The organism is Stenotrophomonas sp. 21LCFQ19, from assembly GCF_056861425.1.
Genome location: NZ_JBSPUF010000007.1, coordinates 222,697 through 237,778 on the forward strand (window position 1 = coordinate 222,697; position 15,082 = coordinate 237,778).

A 15,082-nucleotide genomic window follows, 5' to 3' on the forward strand; every position below is an offset into this window, starting at 1 on the left:
GCACCAGCAAGCCCAGACCCTCACAGGCCAGCCATGAATACCGATTACCGCAAACACCTCGCAGGCAGCACGCTCGACTACTTCGATGCACGCGCCGCAGTCGACGCCATCCAGCCCGGCGCCTACGCCACGCTGCCGTATACCTCGCGCGTGCTGGCCGAGAACCTGGTGCGTCGCTGCAATCCGGCAACGCTCAGCGATTCGCTCAAGCAGCTGATCGAGCGCAAGCGTGACCTGGATTTCCCCTGGTTCCCGGCGCGCGTGGTCTGCCATGACATCCTCGGCCAGACCGCACTGGTCGATCTCGCGGGCCTGCGTGACGCGATCGCCGACAAGGGCGGTGACCCGGCCAAGGTCAACCCGGTGGTGCCGGTGCAGCTGATCGTCGATCACTCGCTGGCCGTTGAATGCGGTGGCTACGATCCGGACGCGTTCAACAAGAACCGCGCCATCGAAGACCGCCGCAACGAAGACCGCTTCCACTTCATCGACTGGACCAAGCTGGCCTTCGAGAACGTCGACGTGATTCCGCCGGGCAACGGCATCATGCACCAGATCAATCTGGAGAAGATGTCGCCGGTGATCTACCAGCAGGGCGGGGTGGCCTTCCCGGATACCTGCGTCGGCACCGACAGCCATACCCCGCATGTGGATGCGCTGGGCGTCATCGCCATTGGTGTCGGCGGACTGGAAGCCGAGAACGTGATGCTTGGCCGCGCCTCGTGGATGCGCCTGCCCGACATCATCGGCGTCAAGCTGACCGGCAAGCCGCAGCCGAACATCACCGCCACCGACGTGGTGCTGGCGATCACCGAGTTCCTGCGCAAGGAGCGCGTGGTTGGCGCTTACCTTGAGTTCTTTGGCGAAGGCGCCGCCGCACTGACCATCGGTGACCGCGCCACCATCTCCAATATGTGCCCCGAATACGGCGCAACCGCGGCGATGTTCTACATCGACCAGCAGACCATCGACTATTTGCGACTGACCGGCCGCGAGGAGGCGCAGATCGCGCTGGTCGAGAATTACGCCAGGACCACCGGTCTGTGGGCGGACGCACTGGAAACCGCGCAGTACGAGCGCGTCGTTGAGTTCGACCTGTCCAGCGTGGTGCGCAACATGGCCGGCCCCAGCAATCCACACAAGCGCCTGCCGGTGTCGGACCTGGCCGAGCGCGGCATCGCCGACGAAGCCAAGCTGCTCAGTGGCAGGGGCGAGGAAGCCGAAGGCCTGATGCCGGATGGCGCGGTGATCATCGCTGCCATCACCAGCTGCACCAATACTTCAAATCCGCGCAATGTGATTGCCGCCGCGCTGCTGGCGCGCAATGCCAATGCGCGTGGCTTGACCCGCAAGCCGTGGGTGAAGTCTTCGCTGGCGCCGGGCTCCAAGGCGGTGCAGCTGTATCTGGAAGAAGCCGGCCTGCTGCCGGACCTGGAGCAGCTGGGCTTCGGCATCGTCGCTTTCGCCTGCACCACCTGCAACGGCATGAGTGGCGCGCTGGACCCGAAGATTCAGCAGGAAATCATCGATCGCGACCTGTACGCGACCGCCGTGCTGTCGGGCAACCGCAACTTCGATGGCCGCATCCACCCGTACGCCAAGCAGGCCTTCCTGGCCTCGCCGCCGCTGGTGATCGCCTATGCCATCGCCGGTACCGTGCGCTTCGACATCGAGAAGGACGTGCTGGGTGTGGACGCCGACGGCAAGGAAGTGCGCCTGAAGGACATCTGGCCGAGCGATGCCGAGATCGACGCTGTAGTGAAGGCGGCAGTGAAGCCGGAGCAGTTCCGCAAGGTCTACAACCCGATGTTCAACGTCCGCGTCGAGCATGGCGAGAAGGTCAGTCCGCTGTACGACTGGCGCCCGCAGAGCACCTACATCCGCCGCCCGCCGTATTGGGAGGGTGCATTGGCCGGTGAGCGCACGCTGCGCGGCATGCTGCCGCTGGCGGTGCTGCCGGACAACATCACCACCGACCACCTGTCGCCGTCCAACGCGATCCTGCTGTCCAGCGCCGCCGGCGAGTACCTGGCCAAGATGGGCTTGCCGGAAGAGGACTTCAATTCCTACGCCACCCACCGCGGCGATCACCTCACCGCGCAGCGCGCCACCTTCGCCAATCCCAAGCTGTTCAACGAGATGGTGCGCAATGAGGATGGCAGCGTGAAGCAGGGCTCACTGGCGCGGGTGGAGCCCGAAGGCAAGGTCATGCGCATGTGGGAAGCAATCGAGACCTACATGGAACGCAAGCAGCCGTTGATCATCATCGCCGGTGCCGACTACGGCCAGGGCAGCTCGCGTGACTGGGCGGCCAAGGGCGTTCGCCTGGCTGGTGTTGAAGCGATTGCCGCTGAAGGTTTCGAGCGCATCCACCGCACCAACCTGATCGGCATGGGCGTGCTGCCGCTGGAGTTCAAGCCGGGCACCAACCGCAACACGCTGGGCATCGACGGCACCGAGAGCTATGACGTTATCGGCCTGCGCACCCCGCGTACCGATCTGACCCTGGTCATCACCCGCCGCAACGGTGAAGTGGTCAGGGTGCCGATGACCTGTCGCCTGGATTCGGATGAAGAAGTGGCGATCTACGAGGCCGGTGGCGTACTGCAGCGGTTTGCGCAGGACTTCCTGGAATCGGCAAACGCATGACTTGAGCCCCTCTCCCGCGCGCGGGGTGAGGGGGCCTGTAAGCGAACCCCTGGTTCGCGGCCCCACGAACGCCCTTGCGCCAGCGCAAGGGCCGGGGCGCGGAGCGGGGGTTGGGGTGAGGGCATAGGCGGCTAGCATCGCATCCGGCCTTCCACATCACGATCGAAGCAAGGAAACCCGCACCATGTCCCACATCCCCCAGATCAAGATCCCGGCAACCTACATGCGCGGCGGCACCTCCAAGGGCGTGTTTTTCCGCTTGGAAGACCTACCAGCCAGCGCCCAACAGCCGGGCCAGGCACGTGACCGCTTATTGCAGCGGGTGATCGGTTCCCCCGATCCCTACGCCAAGCACACCGACGGCATGGGCGGCGCCACATCCAGCACCAGCAAGTGCGTGATCATCTCGCCCAGCAGTAAGCCCGATCACGATGTGGATTATTTATATGGGCAGGTGTCGATCGATACCGACTTCGTCGACTGGTCCGGCAACTGCGGCAACCTGTCCACGGGTGCTGGCGCATTCGCGCTGCACGCGGGCTACGTTGATCCGGCACGCGTGCCCGAAAACGGCGTCTGCGCGGTGCGTATCTGGCAGGCCAACATCAGCAAGACCATCATTGCCCACGTGCCGGTCAGCAACGGACAGGTGCAGGAAACCGGTGATTTCGATCTCGATGGCGTGACCTTCCCGGCAGCAGAGATCGTGCTGGAGTTCATCGACCCGGCCGATGAGGGCGAAGGCGAGGGTGGTGGCGCGATGTTCCCCACCGGCAACCTGGTGGATGAGCTCGATGTGCCCGGGGTCGGCAAGCTGCAGGCGACCATGATCACCGCCGGCATCCCCACGGTTTTCATCAATGCAACGGATATCGGTTACACCGGTGCCGAGTTGCAGCCGGCCATCAATGAAGACAAGGCGGCATTGGCAAAGCTTGAAGCCATCCGCGTTGCCGGCGCCCTGCGCATGGGCCTGATCAAGAGTCCTGAAGAAGCGCTCAAGCGCCAGCACACGCCCAAGGTCGCCTTCGTGGCGCCGTCGCAGGACTACCTGTCCAGTGGCAACAAGCAGATCCGCGCCGCCGACATCGACCTCAACGCCCGCGCCATGTCGATGGGCAAGCTGCACCACGCGATGATGGGCACCGCCTCGGTGGCAATTGCCACGGCAGCGGCAGTGCCGGGCACGCTGGTCAACCTCGCCGCCGGTGGTGGTCAGCGTGATGCGGTGCGCTTTGGCCATCCTTCCGGCACGCTGCGCGTCGGTGCGGCGGTCGCGCTGGTTGATGGCCAGTGGACGGTCACCAAGGCGGTGATGAGCCGCAGCGCACGCATCCTGATGGAAGGCTGGGTGCGCGTGCCCGGTGATGCGTTCTGATATCGCGCTCCGTCCATGGCAATGAGGGCGACGAAAGAAGACCAAGGGCTGCTGGGATCAGTGGCCCTTCTGCTTTTTGCGATTTCGAGGACCCACATGTAGCGGGTGTAGCACGCCTGGCGGGTTTCCAGACAAATCCCCCGCAGAGGGCAGCTTGCTACACAGGCCCTTACAAGCAGGCTGGTTATACTCCGGCGATCTGCGGGAGGATGCCATGGGTAACAGGATGTTGAAGGGTATGCGTTGGGCTGCGGCCGCCTTGGTGGCGCTGGCCTTGGTTGCAGGATGCAGCAGGAACGAAACCGGGCAGCTGCCCGGCGCCAGCGGTGAGGCGATCCAGACCAAGCAGGAAGAGGTCAAGGGTTTTACCATGCTGCGCGCCTACCCGGACCAGAAGGGTGGTGACGGCCTTGCGCTGGCGGTGGAGTTCTCGCGCCCGCTGGTCGGCACCCAGGACTTCGACAAGCTGCTGCGCTTCGAGGAGAAGGTCGGCAACGAGGACAGCAGCTGGTCGCTGTCCGATGACGGCAAGACCCTGCGCTATCCCTATGTGGAGGCGGCCAAGGAATACACGCTGATCATCTCGGCCGACCTGCTGGCGGCCGACGGCAACCGGCTGGGTACCGAGGTCAAGCAGAAGGTCTTCACCGGCGAGCTGGATCCTGCAGTAGGTTTCGCCTCGCAGGGCAGTGTGCTGCCGGCCCGCGAAAGCCGCGGCCTGCCGGTGGTCTCGGTGAACGTGCCGGAGGTGGATGTGGAGTTCCTGCGCGTGCGCGAAAAGGACCTGCCCACCTTCTTCAGCCAGTACCAGCGCGGCGGTCGCCGTGGCAGCTGGGAGCTGGACAGCGAATACGGTGACAAGACCCCGCTCAACCAGCTGGCCGAGCCGGTCTACGTCAACCGCTTCATCCTCGGCGGCAAGCAGAACGAACGCGTGCTGACCTATCTGCCGATCCAAGACGTGAAGGAGCTGCAGCAGCCCGGCCTGTACTTCGCGGTGATGAAGCGCACCGGTAGTTTCGACAGCGAATTCGATACCTCGTTCTTCACTGTCAGCGACATCGGCCTGCATACCCGCGCCTACAAGGACAAGCTGTTCGTCCACACCGCCTCGCTGGCCGACGGCGCGCCGGCCAAGAAGGTCGAGCTGAAGGTCATCGACGGCAAGGGCGAGGTCATCCTCAAGGGCCAGACCGACGGCAACGGCAACGCCTTGCTCAACTACACGCTGGATGCCGCCCATGTGCTGGTCGCTAGCAGTGGCAGCGACACCACCATGCTGCCGTTCAACCAGCCTGCGCTGGACCTGAGCGAGTTCGCGGTGGCCGGGCGCCAGAACGCCAATTTCGACGTATTCGCTTGGTCCGGGCGCGATCTGTACCGCCCGGGCGAGACCGTGCGCATCTCCGCGCTGCTGCGCGACAACGACGGCAAGACCCTGGCCGGGCCGGCCACCGGCGGCCAGCCGGTGTTCCTGCGGCTCAAGCAGCCGGACGGCAAGACCTTCCGCGAGACACGCCTGCAGCCGGGCGAGCAGGGCTATTTCGCGTTCGAGCAGACCATTCCGGTGGAGGCACCAACCGGGCGCTGGACTGTCGAGTTCCGCACCGATCCGGCCAGCAAGGAGGCGGTGCAGGGCATGACCCTGCGCATCGAGGAGTTCCTGCCCGAGCGCATGAAGCTGGACCTGGCCAGCGCGCAGAAGACGCTGAAGCCGGGCGAGGCATTGAAGCTGCAGGCCGATGCGGCCTATCTGTATGGCGCACCGGCCGACGGCAACCGCTTCACCGCGCGACTGGCGGTGGCGGTGGAGCAACACCCGGTCGAGTCGATGCCGGGCTGGTTCTTCGGCGACCCGACCGTGCAGCTGCCGCGCGAAGCCAATGACGTGATCGATACCACCCTGCCCAAGGACGGCAAGCTGCGCGAGGACGTCGCCTTGCCGGCCGAGGCGGGCAAGGCCACCACCGTGGCTGCGCTGCTGTCCGGCAGTGTCTATGAAACCGGTGGCCGCACCGTCACCCGCACCCTGAAGCGGGTGATGTGGCCGGCGCCTGCGCTGGTCGCCCTGCGCCCGCTGTTCGACGACAGCGACGGTGCGGACGCCAACGCCAATGCCCGCTTCGAGCTGATGCGGGTGGATGCCGATGGCAAGCCGCAGCCGGCCAAGGGACTGAAGGTCACCCTGGTGCGCGAACTGCGCGACTACCACTGGACCTATACCGACAACCGTTGGGACTACGACTTCACCCGCCGCTTCGAGAACAAGGAAACCCGCACCATCGACGCCGGTGCCACCTCGGCCCGGTTCGATTTCCCGGTCGAGTGGGGCGAGTACCGGGTGGACGTGTTTGATCCGGCCACCGGCCTGACCATGCGCTATCCGTTCCGCGCCGGTTGGAGCTGGGACGATCAGAACCGTGGGCTGGATGCCCGCCCTGACAAGGTCAAGCTGTCGCTGGACAAGACCGCCTACCGCGCCGGTGACACCGTCAAGGTCACGCTGACTCCGCCGCATGCCGGCCGTGGCGTGCTGATGGTGGAAAGTGACCGCATGCTGTACGTGCAGGACATCGATGCCAAGCCGGGCAGCACGTTTGAAATCCCGGTCAGCAAGGACTGGGAGCGGCACGATGTCTACATCACCGCCTTGGTGTTCCGTGGTGGCAGCGCGCCGAGCAAGATCACCCCGGCGCGTGCCGTTGGCGTCGCGCATGTGCCGATGGACCGCCGCGACCGCCGCGTCGCGGTCGGCCTGATCGCGCCCAAGCAGATGCGTCCGGAACAGCCGATGACGGTCACCGTCAGCGCGCCCGAGCTGGCCGGCAAGCCGGCACACGTCACCGTCTCGGCGGTGGACGTGGGCATCCTCAACATCACCCGCTTCCCGGTGCCGGATGCACCCGGGCACTTCTTCGCACAGCGTCGGCTGGGCGTGGATGCCTATGACATCTACGGTCGCGTGATCGAGAGTTTCGAGGGCAATAGCGGCAAGTTGAAGTTCGGCGGCGACATGGCCTTGGCGGCTTTGCCGCAGGCCAAACGGCCGACCGCACGCGTGCAGACCGTGGACCTGTTCTCCGGCCCGGTAGCGCTCGATGCCAAGGGCAATGCGCGGGTGCGCCTGCAGGTGCCGGATTTCAACGGCACCCTGCGCGTTTCGACGATGGTCTATTCGGCCGACCGCTACGGCAACCGCGATGTGGAGACGCTGGTGCGCGCGCCGATCCTGGCCGAGGCCAGCATGCCGCGGGTGATGGCACCGGGCGATCGCAGCACGGTCACCCTCGACGTGCAGAACTTCACCGGCAAGCCCGGCGAGTTCAACGTGCGCGTCGACGGTGAAGGCCCGCTCGGTATCGGCGAATCGACCCGTACGGTGCAACTGGCGGCGGACGCCAAGAGCACGCTGAGCTTCCCGCTGAGCGCGCAGGAAGGCTATAGCGTGGCCAAGGTGCGGGTGCGCGTTGATGGCAATGGCTTCAAGGTGGACCGTCGCTACGACCTGCCGGTGCGTGCGGCGTGGCCGTCGGTGCTGCGTTCGCAGACCCGTACCCTGGATCCGTTGGCGCCGATTACCCTGGACAGCAGCTTTGCCAATGGCCTGATGGGCGGTTCGGTCAATGCGCGCATGCTGGTCAGCGCCTTGCCGCCGATCCCGTTCGCCTCGGCCCTGCAGGGCGCCTTGAACTATCCCTATGGCTGCGCCGAGCAGACCACCAGCAAGGGGTATGCAGCGCTGATGCTGGATGAGGCCACGTCGGCGATGCTCGGTGCCGATGGTCTGGACGCCAAGGTCCGTCGTGAGCGCATGGAAGGTGCGTTCGGCCGGCTGGCGTCGATGCAGGTATCCAACGGCAACTTCTCGATGTGGGGCGACGACGACTACATCAATCCGGCGCTGACGCCGTATGTCGCCGAGTTCCTGCTCGACGCCAAGGATGCAGGCTTCGCGGTGCCCGAGAACGTGCTGCAGAAGGCCTTGAACCGGATCAGTGAAGACCTGCTCAGCGGTGGCAACCAGTTCTACGGCAGTGATCGCCGTGACGGCCTGAAGTTCGCCAACCAGGCCTATTCCGGCTATGTACTGGCGCGGGTCAACCGCGCACCGCTGGGTACGCTGCGCACGCTGTGGGACAACGAGCGCAGCAAGGCGGTGACCGGCCTGTCGCTGGTGCATCTGGGGGCTGCGTTGGCGATCCAGGGTGACAGCAAGCGTGGCCAGGCGGCGATTGCTGCTGGCTTCGCCAAGTCCAGCGCCGACCGTCCGGAATACTTCGGCGACTACGGTACCCGCCTGCGCGACGAGGCTTTGATGATCGCCCTGCTGCATGAGCGCGGCCTGTCCAAGCCGGAATACGACGCGCGCGTGATCGATCTGGGGCGCACGCTGGACGTGCGCCGTGGTAGTGGCCTGATGTGGCTGAGCACGCAGGAGCAGGTGGCACTGGCGCGTCTGGGCAAGGCCTTGATGGCCAACCAGAAGAAGCTGGTGTCCGGCGAACTGGCGGTAGGCGACAAGGTCGAGGACATCAGTGCACGCAAGGCCTTTGGTCGCGTGTTCGACATGGCGCAGCTGGCGCAGGGCGTACGGTTCTCGCCGCAGGGCGAGGCGCCGATGTTCGCCAGCCTCGACGTTGCCGGCATCCCGCGCCAGCCGCCGGCACCGGACAACAGCGTGATCGGCATCGAGCGTTCCTGGTTCGGCACCGACGGCAAGCCGTGGACGCCGCGTCCGCTGAAGGAAGGCGAGGCCCTGATCGTGCGCCTCAGCGTCACTTCCAACTCGAACATGCCCGATGCCTTGCTCACCGACCTGCTGCCGGCCGGCCTGGAAATCGAGAACTTCAACCTTGGTGACGCCAAGCAGTGGGCCGACGTGGTGGTGGGTGAGGTCAAGGTGAGTGACCGCTCCAGCGCTGCCGACGTCAAGCACGAGGAGTTCCGCGACGACCGCTATGTGGCTGCATTGAAGCTGTCGCGTGGCAGCACAGCGCACGTGTTCTATCTGGTGCGTGCGGTCACTCCTGGCACGTACATGGTGCCGCCGCCGCTGGCCGAGGATATGTACCGTCCGGACATGCGCGGCGTGGGTCGTTCCAACCCCAGCACCATCACGGTGGTGCAGCCGTAGTCGCTTGCTCCCTCCCTTTGCCAACGGCAAGGGGAGGGCCGGGGAGGGGTAAGCTCTCCCACGGCCAAGCCGTTCCGCCGCAGCGGCACAGTCAGCAATCGCGGCGTCAGGCAGCTGCTCCTGCTCCCTCCCTTTGCCAACGGCAAGGGGAGGGCTGGGGAGGGGTAAGCTCTCCCACGGCCAAGCCATTCCACCCCTGCTCCACAGGCAACGTTTGAAGAACCATCCACAGTGAACACGCACGCCCCCAGGCTGAAACATGTTGCCACCCGCGTGCGCACCATCTTCACGCTCCGCAACCTGCGCTGGGTGCTTGCCGCAATGCTGACCTTGCTGCTGGTGCTGGACCAGGCATTTCCGTTGCCGCTGCCGAAATCACGCGACACCAGTACGCTGGTGGTCGCGCGCGACGGCACACCGCTGCGTGCCTTCGCCGATGCAGAAGGCGTGTGGCGCTACCCGGCCGATGCAAAGACCATCTCGCCGCTGTACCTGCAGGCCTTGCTGACCTACGAGGACCGCTGGTTCTGGCGCCACCCCGGCATCAACCCGTGGGCGCTGGTGCGCGCCGGCAAGCAGATGCTGCTGGAGCGACGCATCGTCTCCGGTGGCTCGACCCTGACCATGCAGGTCGCACGCATCCTCGATCCGCATACGCGCACGCCCTGGGGCAAAGTGAAGCAGCTGCTGCGCGCGCTGCAGCTGGAAGTGCACCTGAGCAAGGCACAGATCCTCGACCTGTACCTGGAACGCGCGCCATACGGTGGCACCATCGAAGGTGTGGAAGCGGCGAGTTGGGCCTATCTGGGCAAGTCGGCCACGCATCTGTCGCAGGCCGAGGCCGCATTGCTGGCGGTGCTGCCGCAGTCGCCCAGCCGGCTGCGTCCTGATCGGCACCCGGAAGCCGCACAGCGCGCCCGCGACAAGGTGCTGGCACGCATGGCGGAGCTCAAGGTGTGGTCGGCTGACGATGTCGCCGACGCGCGCATCGAGCCGGTGGTGGCACGTTCACTGCAACAGCCTTTGCATGCCGCCCTGCTGGCGCAGCGCATGCGCAGCACTTATCCGCGAGTACCGCAGATCGAAACCACGATCGACAGCGGCCTGCAACGTACTTTGGAAGAACGTGTCTCTTCCTATTTCTCACAACTGCCGGAACGTACCTCGGCCGCGCTGCTGGTGATGGACAACAACACGCTGGAAGCGCGCGCCTATGTCGGTTCGGTCACCTTTGCCGACAAGGCGCGGCTTGGCCATGTGGACATGGTGCAGGCGTGGCGTTCGCCGGGTTCAACGCTCAAGCCGTTCCTGTATGGCATGGCGCTGGACGATGGGCTGATCCATTCGGAAAGCCTGATCGTCGATGCGCCGCAGAGTTTTGGTGGCTACCGTCCCGGTAATTTCGATGCGGCTTTCAACGGGCCGGTTGGTGCGGCAACGGCGTTGCGTTTGTCCTTGAACGTGCCGTCGGTGGATCTGCTGGACAGGGTTGGTCCATCGCGGTTCGCTGCACGGTTGGGCAATGCCGGCATCAATCTGCGTTTCCCGCATGGCACGCAGCCCAGCCTTGCGTTGATACTCGGTGGTACCGGGGCGCGCCTGGAGGATCTGGTCGGTGCGTTCTCCGCGCTCAACCGGGAAGGTATCGCCGGTCGCGTCCGCTACACGCCGAACGACCCTCGCATCGAGCGCCGGCTGGTATCGCCGGGTGCCGCATGGATCGTGCGCGATGTGCTCGAATCCAATCCGCGACCGGGCTATGGCGTGGGTACCTTCGATACTGGCAACCGCCCGCGCGTGGCGTGGAAGACCGGTACCAGCTACGGCTACCGCGACGCCTGGGCAATCGGCAGCACCCGCTCCTATACCGTCGGCGTCTGGGTCGGTCGTCCGGATGGCACGCCGTTGCCGGGACAGTACGGCGCGGTGACGGCCTTGCCGCTGATGTTCGAGGTGATCGACAGCCTGCCGCGCCAGGCCGGTGACAACGCCGTGCGCGCACGCCCGGACAGCGTCAGCGAAGTCGAGATCTGCTGGCCGCTGGGCATTGCCGCCGAGCAGACCCCGCCTGCCATGTGCCATCGCCGCTTCCCTGCCTGGGTGTTGGACGGCGTGGTGCCGCCAAGCTTCCCTGAGCGCGAGGCAAGGTTCTGGCAATCCGGGCGCATGCGCTACCAGCTGGATGCAACGACCGGCCAGCGGCTGTCGCCCGGCTGCGAAGGCCATCCACGGGTCGAGGACCGGGAGATCGCGCGCTGGCCAGCGATGGCGTCGCCTTGGCTGACCGTGGCGCAACGGCAGGCACAAAGCCTGCCGCCTCTGGCAGCGGACTGCGCCGATGACGGGCGGCAGTCCGATGGCGTACTGCATATCGATGGCTTGAATGACCTGGCCACGCTGGCGCGCCCGCCGGGTGCACAGCATGGCCCGCGCCTGCAGCTGCGCGCGCTGGGCAGCGAGGCCACGATTGAATGGCTGCTCGACGGCCGCTGGATAGCGCAGACACAAGGCGCGCGCACCTTCACCCGCGACTTCAACGATGCTGGCGAACACACCCTGACGGCGCTGGCAGCCGACGGCACATGGACGCGCGTCCGCTTCCGCGTAGTGAACTGAGAAGCGCAATGTAGTGCCGAGCCATGCTCGGCAGGGGCTTTCCCAGCAATGCCCTGTAGTGCCGAGCCATGCTCGGCAGGGGCTTTCCCAGCAATGCCCTGTAGTGCCGAGCCATGCTCGGCAGAGGCTTTCCAAACAATCCGAGCTTGTGGGAGCGGCGTAAGCCGCGAAGCAACAAATGAATCAGGTTGCAGAGATCCCTGCAACTTCTGCGGTGTCAGCTTCGCGGCTTACGCCGCTCCTACAACCTTGGGACTGCCGGCAAAGCCCTAGCCGAGCATGGCTCGGCCCTACAGCTTTGGGTTTGCTGGTAAGGCTTCAGCCGAGCATGGCTCGGCTCTACAACATTGGGTTTGCCGGTAAGGCCCCCGCCGAGCATAGCTCGGCGCTACCACGTCTCCGGCTTATTCGCCTATCCAACCTTCCAATAGATCGGCGAAATCGTCGGCATGCTCTTCTTCCTGCGCCAATATCTGCTCGAGGATGCGCTTGGTGGTGGTGTCCTTGTCGCCGATAAAGTTGATCATCTCGCGATAGCTGTCGATGGCGATGCGCTCGGCGATCAGGTTCTCGCGCACCATGTCGCGCAGATTGCCGCCTTCCTTGTACTCGGCATGCGCGCGGGCGGTAAGCGTGTCCGGATTGAGGTCGGGTTCGCCGCCCAGTTGCACGATGCGTTCGGATAGCAGGGCGGCATGTGCCTGCTCCTGCTGCGCGTGTTCAAGGAACTCGGCCTTGACCGAGTCGGCCAGCATGCCCTTGGCCATGTAGTAATGCCGGTAATAGCGCAGCACGCACACCCATTCGGTGGCCAGCGCGTCGTTGAGCAGTTTGATCACCGCTGGGCGGTTGGCACTGTAGGTGGGCGTGACCGCACCGTCCTCGATGCTCTTGCGCGCGTTGGCGCGCAGGGTTTTCCGATCGGTGATTCCTGCCAACTGCGTTGTTTTTGTCGGCTTGGCGGCGGGCTGCTTGCTCATGGCTGGCCTTTCCTTCTATCTATTGAACCCCTAGGTGGGGAGATGGGCGAGCACATGCTCGGCTCCGGATACCTCGAATTGTCCCGGCTGTTCGATGTAGGTTGCGCGGACTACACCGTTCTCGATGTACAGCGCAAAACGACGCGAACGGATGCCCATGCCGGAGGCGCTGGCATCCATTTCCAGGCCCAGCGCGCGGGTGAAGTCGCCGTTGCCGTCTGACAGCATCTGCAAGCCATCCGGTACCGATTGGCTCTTGGCCCAGGCCTGCATCACGAACGGGTCGTTGACCGCCATGCAGAACACTTCGATGCCGCGGTTGCGGAAATCCTCGAAATGCTCGACATAACCGGGCAGGTGGCGGGCCGAGCAGGTCGGGGTGAATGCGCCGGGCACGGCGAACAGCACCGCCTTGCGGCCATCGAACAATGCGTGGGTGTCGATCGTTTCCAGCCCTTCGCGCAGACGCTTGAGGGTGACTTCAGGGATGCGGTCGCCAACGTTGATGGACATGCAGGACTCCTAGGCTGAATTGAAGTTTAAAGAGACGGTGGAAGCACCGCGTCAACAGCTTGAAAAGGCGGTCTTCACACAATACGTCGTGTGCATGGGAAAGGCAGCGCCATTCCGGCATGCCAGTCCCATATCTTGCAGGAGGACATCATGAGCATCGTACGTTACCGCCAGTGGCCGACGCAGTCCGAGATTCATCAGTTGTTGTCGCCATTGCTTGAAACCGTCACCAACAGCAGCGCGTCGGCCTGGGTGCCTGCGGTCGATATCCGCGAGGAAACTGACCGGTTCGTTGTTTCGGCAGACCTGCCCGGCGTGGATGCTTCCAGCATCGACGTGCAGATGGAAAAGGGCGTGTTGACCATCAGTGGCCAGCGCAGCGCGCCGGAGCTGGCTGAAGGCCAGCGGCTGACCCGCAACGAACGCGGCCAGGGCGCCTTCAACCGCCGTTTCGTGCTGCCTGATAGCGCCGATGCCGAGGGCATCGTGGCCCACAGCCACAATGGCGTATTGGAAGTGCGCATTCCCAAGCGCAGCGAGGCGGCACCGCGCCGCATCCAGGTGGTGCAGGGCCAGCCCAGCGCCTGACGGCGTGAGCGAACTTCCACCTGCGCAGGCACCGTGGCCCGGTAGAATGGGGCCACGGTGCTTGCCGATTGCACGATGGCCCGTTGCCGCAAGGTGTCGGGCCAGCTTTTTTTCAGAGGTGTGAGGATGGAATTCAAGGATTACTACGCCACGCTTGGGGTTGAGCCCAGCGCCGGTGATGCCGAGATCAAGACGGCCTACCGTCGATTGGCGCGCAAGTACCACCCGGACGTAAGCAAGGAAGCCGGCGCCGAGGAGAAATTCAAGGCGGTCAATGAGGCTTATGAGGCGCTGCGCGATCCAGCCAAGCGCAAGGCCTATGACCAGCTGCGCGCGCAGGGCTATCGCCCGGGCGAGGAATTCAATGCACCGCCGGGCTTTGGCGGTGGGCAGGGCTTTGATTTCGAGGAAGTGTTCGGCGGTGGCAATGCCAACGGCGGTTTCAGCGACTTCTTCGAAAGCCTGTTTGCCCGGCAGCGCGGCGGCGCGGGTGCCGGTGGGCGTCGCCCGGGCCCGGGTTTCGGTGGTGCAGGCCCGCAGCCGATGCGCGATACCCGCGCCAAGCTGTCGGTGCCGCTGGAGGCTGCTTACAGTGGCGACAGCCTGCGCATCACCGTGGACGGTCGCCAGCTCGACGTGCGCGTGCCCAAGGGCATCCGACCGGGCCAGGTGATCCGCCTGAGCGGGCAGGGCAGTGGCGGCGGCAACCTGATGCTGGAGGTGGAGTACGCCTCGCATCCGCAGTTCGAGGTGGATGGCCGCAATATTCTTTACACGTTGCAGGTGACGCCCTGGCAGGCCGCCTTGGGCACCAGCATCAGCGTGCCGACGTTGGGTGGCGCGGTGGAGCTGAAGGTGCCGGCCGATTCGGACAGCGGCCGCAAGCTGCGCCTGCGTGGTCGAGGCTTGCCCGGCAGCCCGGATGGTGACCAGATCGTGGAGCTGGAAGTGATTGCGCCGGTAGCGAGCAACGAAGCCCAGCGCAAGGCGTACAAGGACCTTGCCAAGGCGTTTGGCGAGGATTGAGCGCGGCTTGGTTCGCGCTGTTGCAGTTGAAGAGAAGCGGGCTTTGCCCGCTTTTCTTTTTTCCGTTGGTTTATATCTTTAGCTGGAAGCTTGCCCTCACCCCAACCCCTCGCCCGCGCGCGGGAGAGGGGCTCGGATCACGTCGGTTGCTAACGCACTAGCCCCTCTCCCGCCTGCGGGAGAGGGGTTGGGGTGAGG

At 64.9% G+C, this 15,082-nt stretch carries 8 protein-coding genes; 6 read left to right on the top strand and 2 right to left on the bottom strand.

What is annotated here, in order from left to right:
• Positions 1-33: 33 nt before the first annotated feature.
• The 4 genes from acnD to pbpC all read left to right on the top strand — a co-directional run bounded on the left by acnD (position 34) and on the right by pbpC (position 11,777).
• Positions 34-2,649 (top strand): Fe/S-dependent 2-methylisocitrate dehydratase AcnD, encoded by a 2,616-nt coding sequence (gene acnD / locus AC13FW_RS10195; protein ID WP_482988968.1) that lies wholly within the window; start codon positions 34-36, stop codon positions 2,647-2,649.
• Positions 2,650-2,833: 184 nt separating this feature from the next.
• Complete coding sequence (gene prpF / locus AC13FW_RS10200; protein ID WP_482988969.1) at positions 2,834-4,027, top strand: 2-methylaconitate cis-trans isomerase PrpF; 1,194 nt, start codon at positions 2,834-2,836, stop codon at positions 4,025-4,027.
• Between the two features lie 214 nt (positions 4,028-4,241).
• A complete protein-coding gene (locus AC13FW_RS10205) occupies positions 4,242-9,161 on the top strand; it encodes an alpha-2-macroglobulin family protein (protein ID WP_482988970.1) in 4,920 nt (1,639 codons plus the stop codon).
• A 252-nt stretch (positions 9,162-9,413) separates the two neighbouring features.
• Complete coding sequence (gene pbpC, locus AC13FW_RS10210; RefSeq protein WP_482988978.1) at positions 9,414-11,777, top strand: penicillin-binding protein 1C; 2,364 nt, start codon at positions 9,414-9,416, stop codon at positions 11,775-11,777.
• 404 nt (positions 11,778-12,181) lie between these two features.
• Here the strand turns inward: pbpC and AC13FW_RS10215 are convergent, their stop codons facing one another.
• Together AC13FW_RS10215 and AC13FW_RS10220 are read right to left on the bottom strand one after the other, a co-directional pair.
• Complete coding sequence (locus AC13FW_RS10215) at positions 12,182-12,757, bottom strand: ferritin-like domain-containing protein (protein WP_482988971.1); 576 nt, start codon at positions 12,755-12,757, stop codon at positions 12,182-12,184.
• 30 nt (positions 12,758-12,787) lie between these two features.
• Entirely contained in the window at positions 12,788-13,270 is a 483-nt protein-coding gene (locus AC13FW_RS10220) for a redoxin family protein (protein WP_481534261.1), read from the bottom strand.
• A gap of 150 nt (positions 13,271-13,420) precedes the next feature.
• Between AC13FW_RS10220 and AC13FW_RS10225 the strand changes: the two genes are divergently transcribed.
• Both AC13FW_RS10225 and AC13FW_RS10230 read left to right on the top strand, forming a co-directional pair.
• Positions 13,421-13,858: an Hsp20/alpha crystallin family protein gene (locus AC13FW_RS10225; protein WP_482988972.1), complete on the top strand. Its 438-nt coding sequence runs from the start codon at positions 13,421-13,423 to the stop codon at positions 13,856-13,858.
• 126 nt (positions 13,859-13,984) lie between these two features.
• Positions 13,985-14,884, top strand: a complete 900-nt coding sequence (locus tag AC13FW_RS10230; RefSeq protein ID WP_482986894.1) for a DnaJ C-terminal domain-containing protein — start codon at positions 13,985-13,987, stop codon at positions 14,882-14,884.
• Positions 14,885-15,082: the final 198 nt, after the last annotated feature.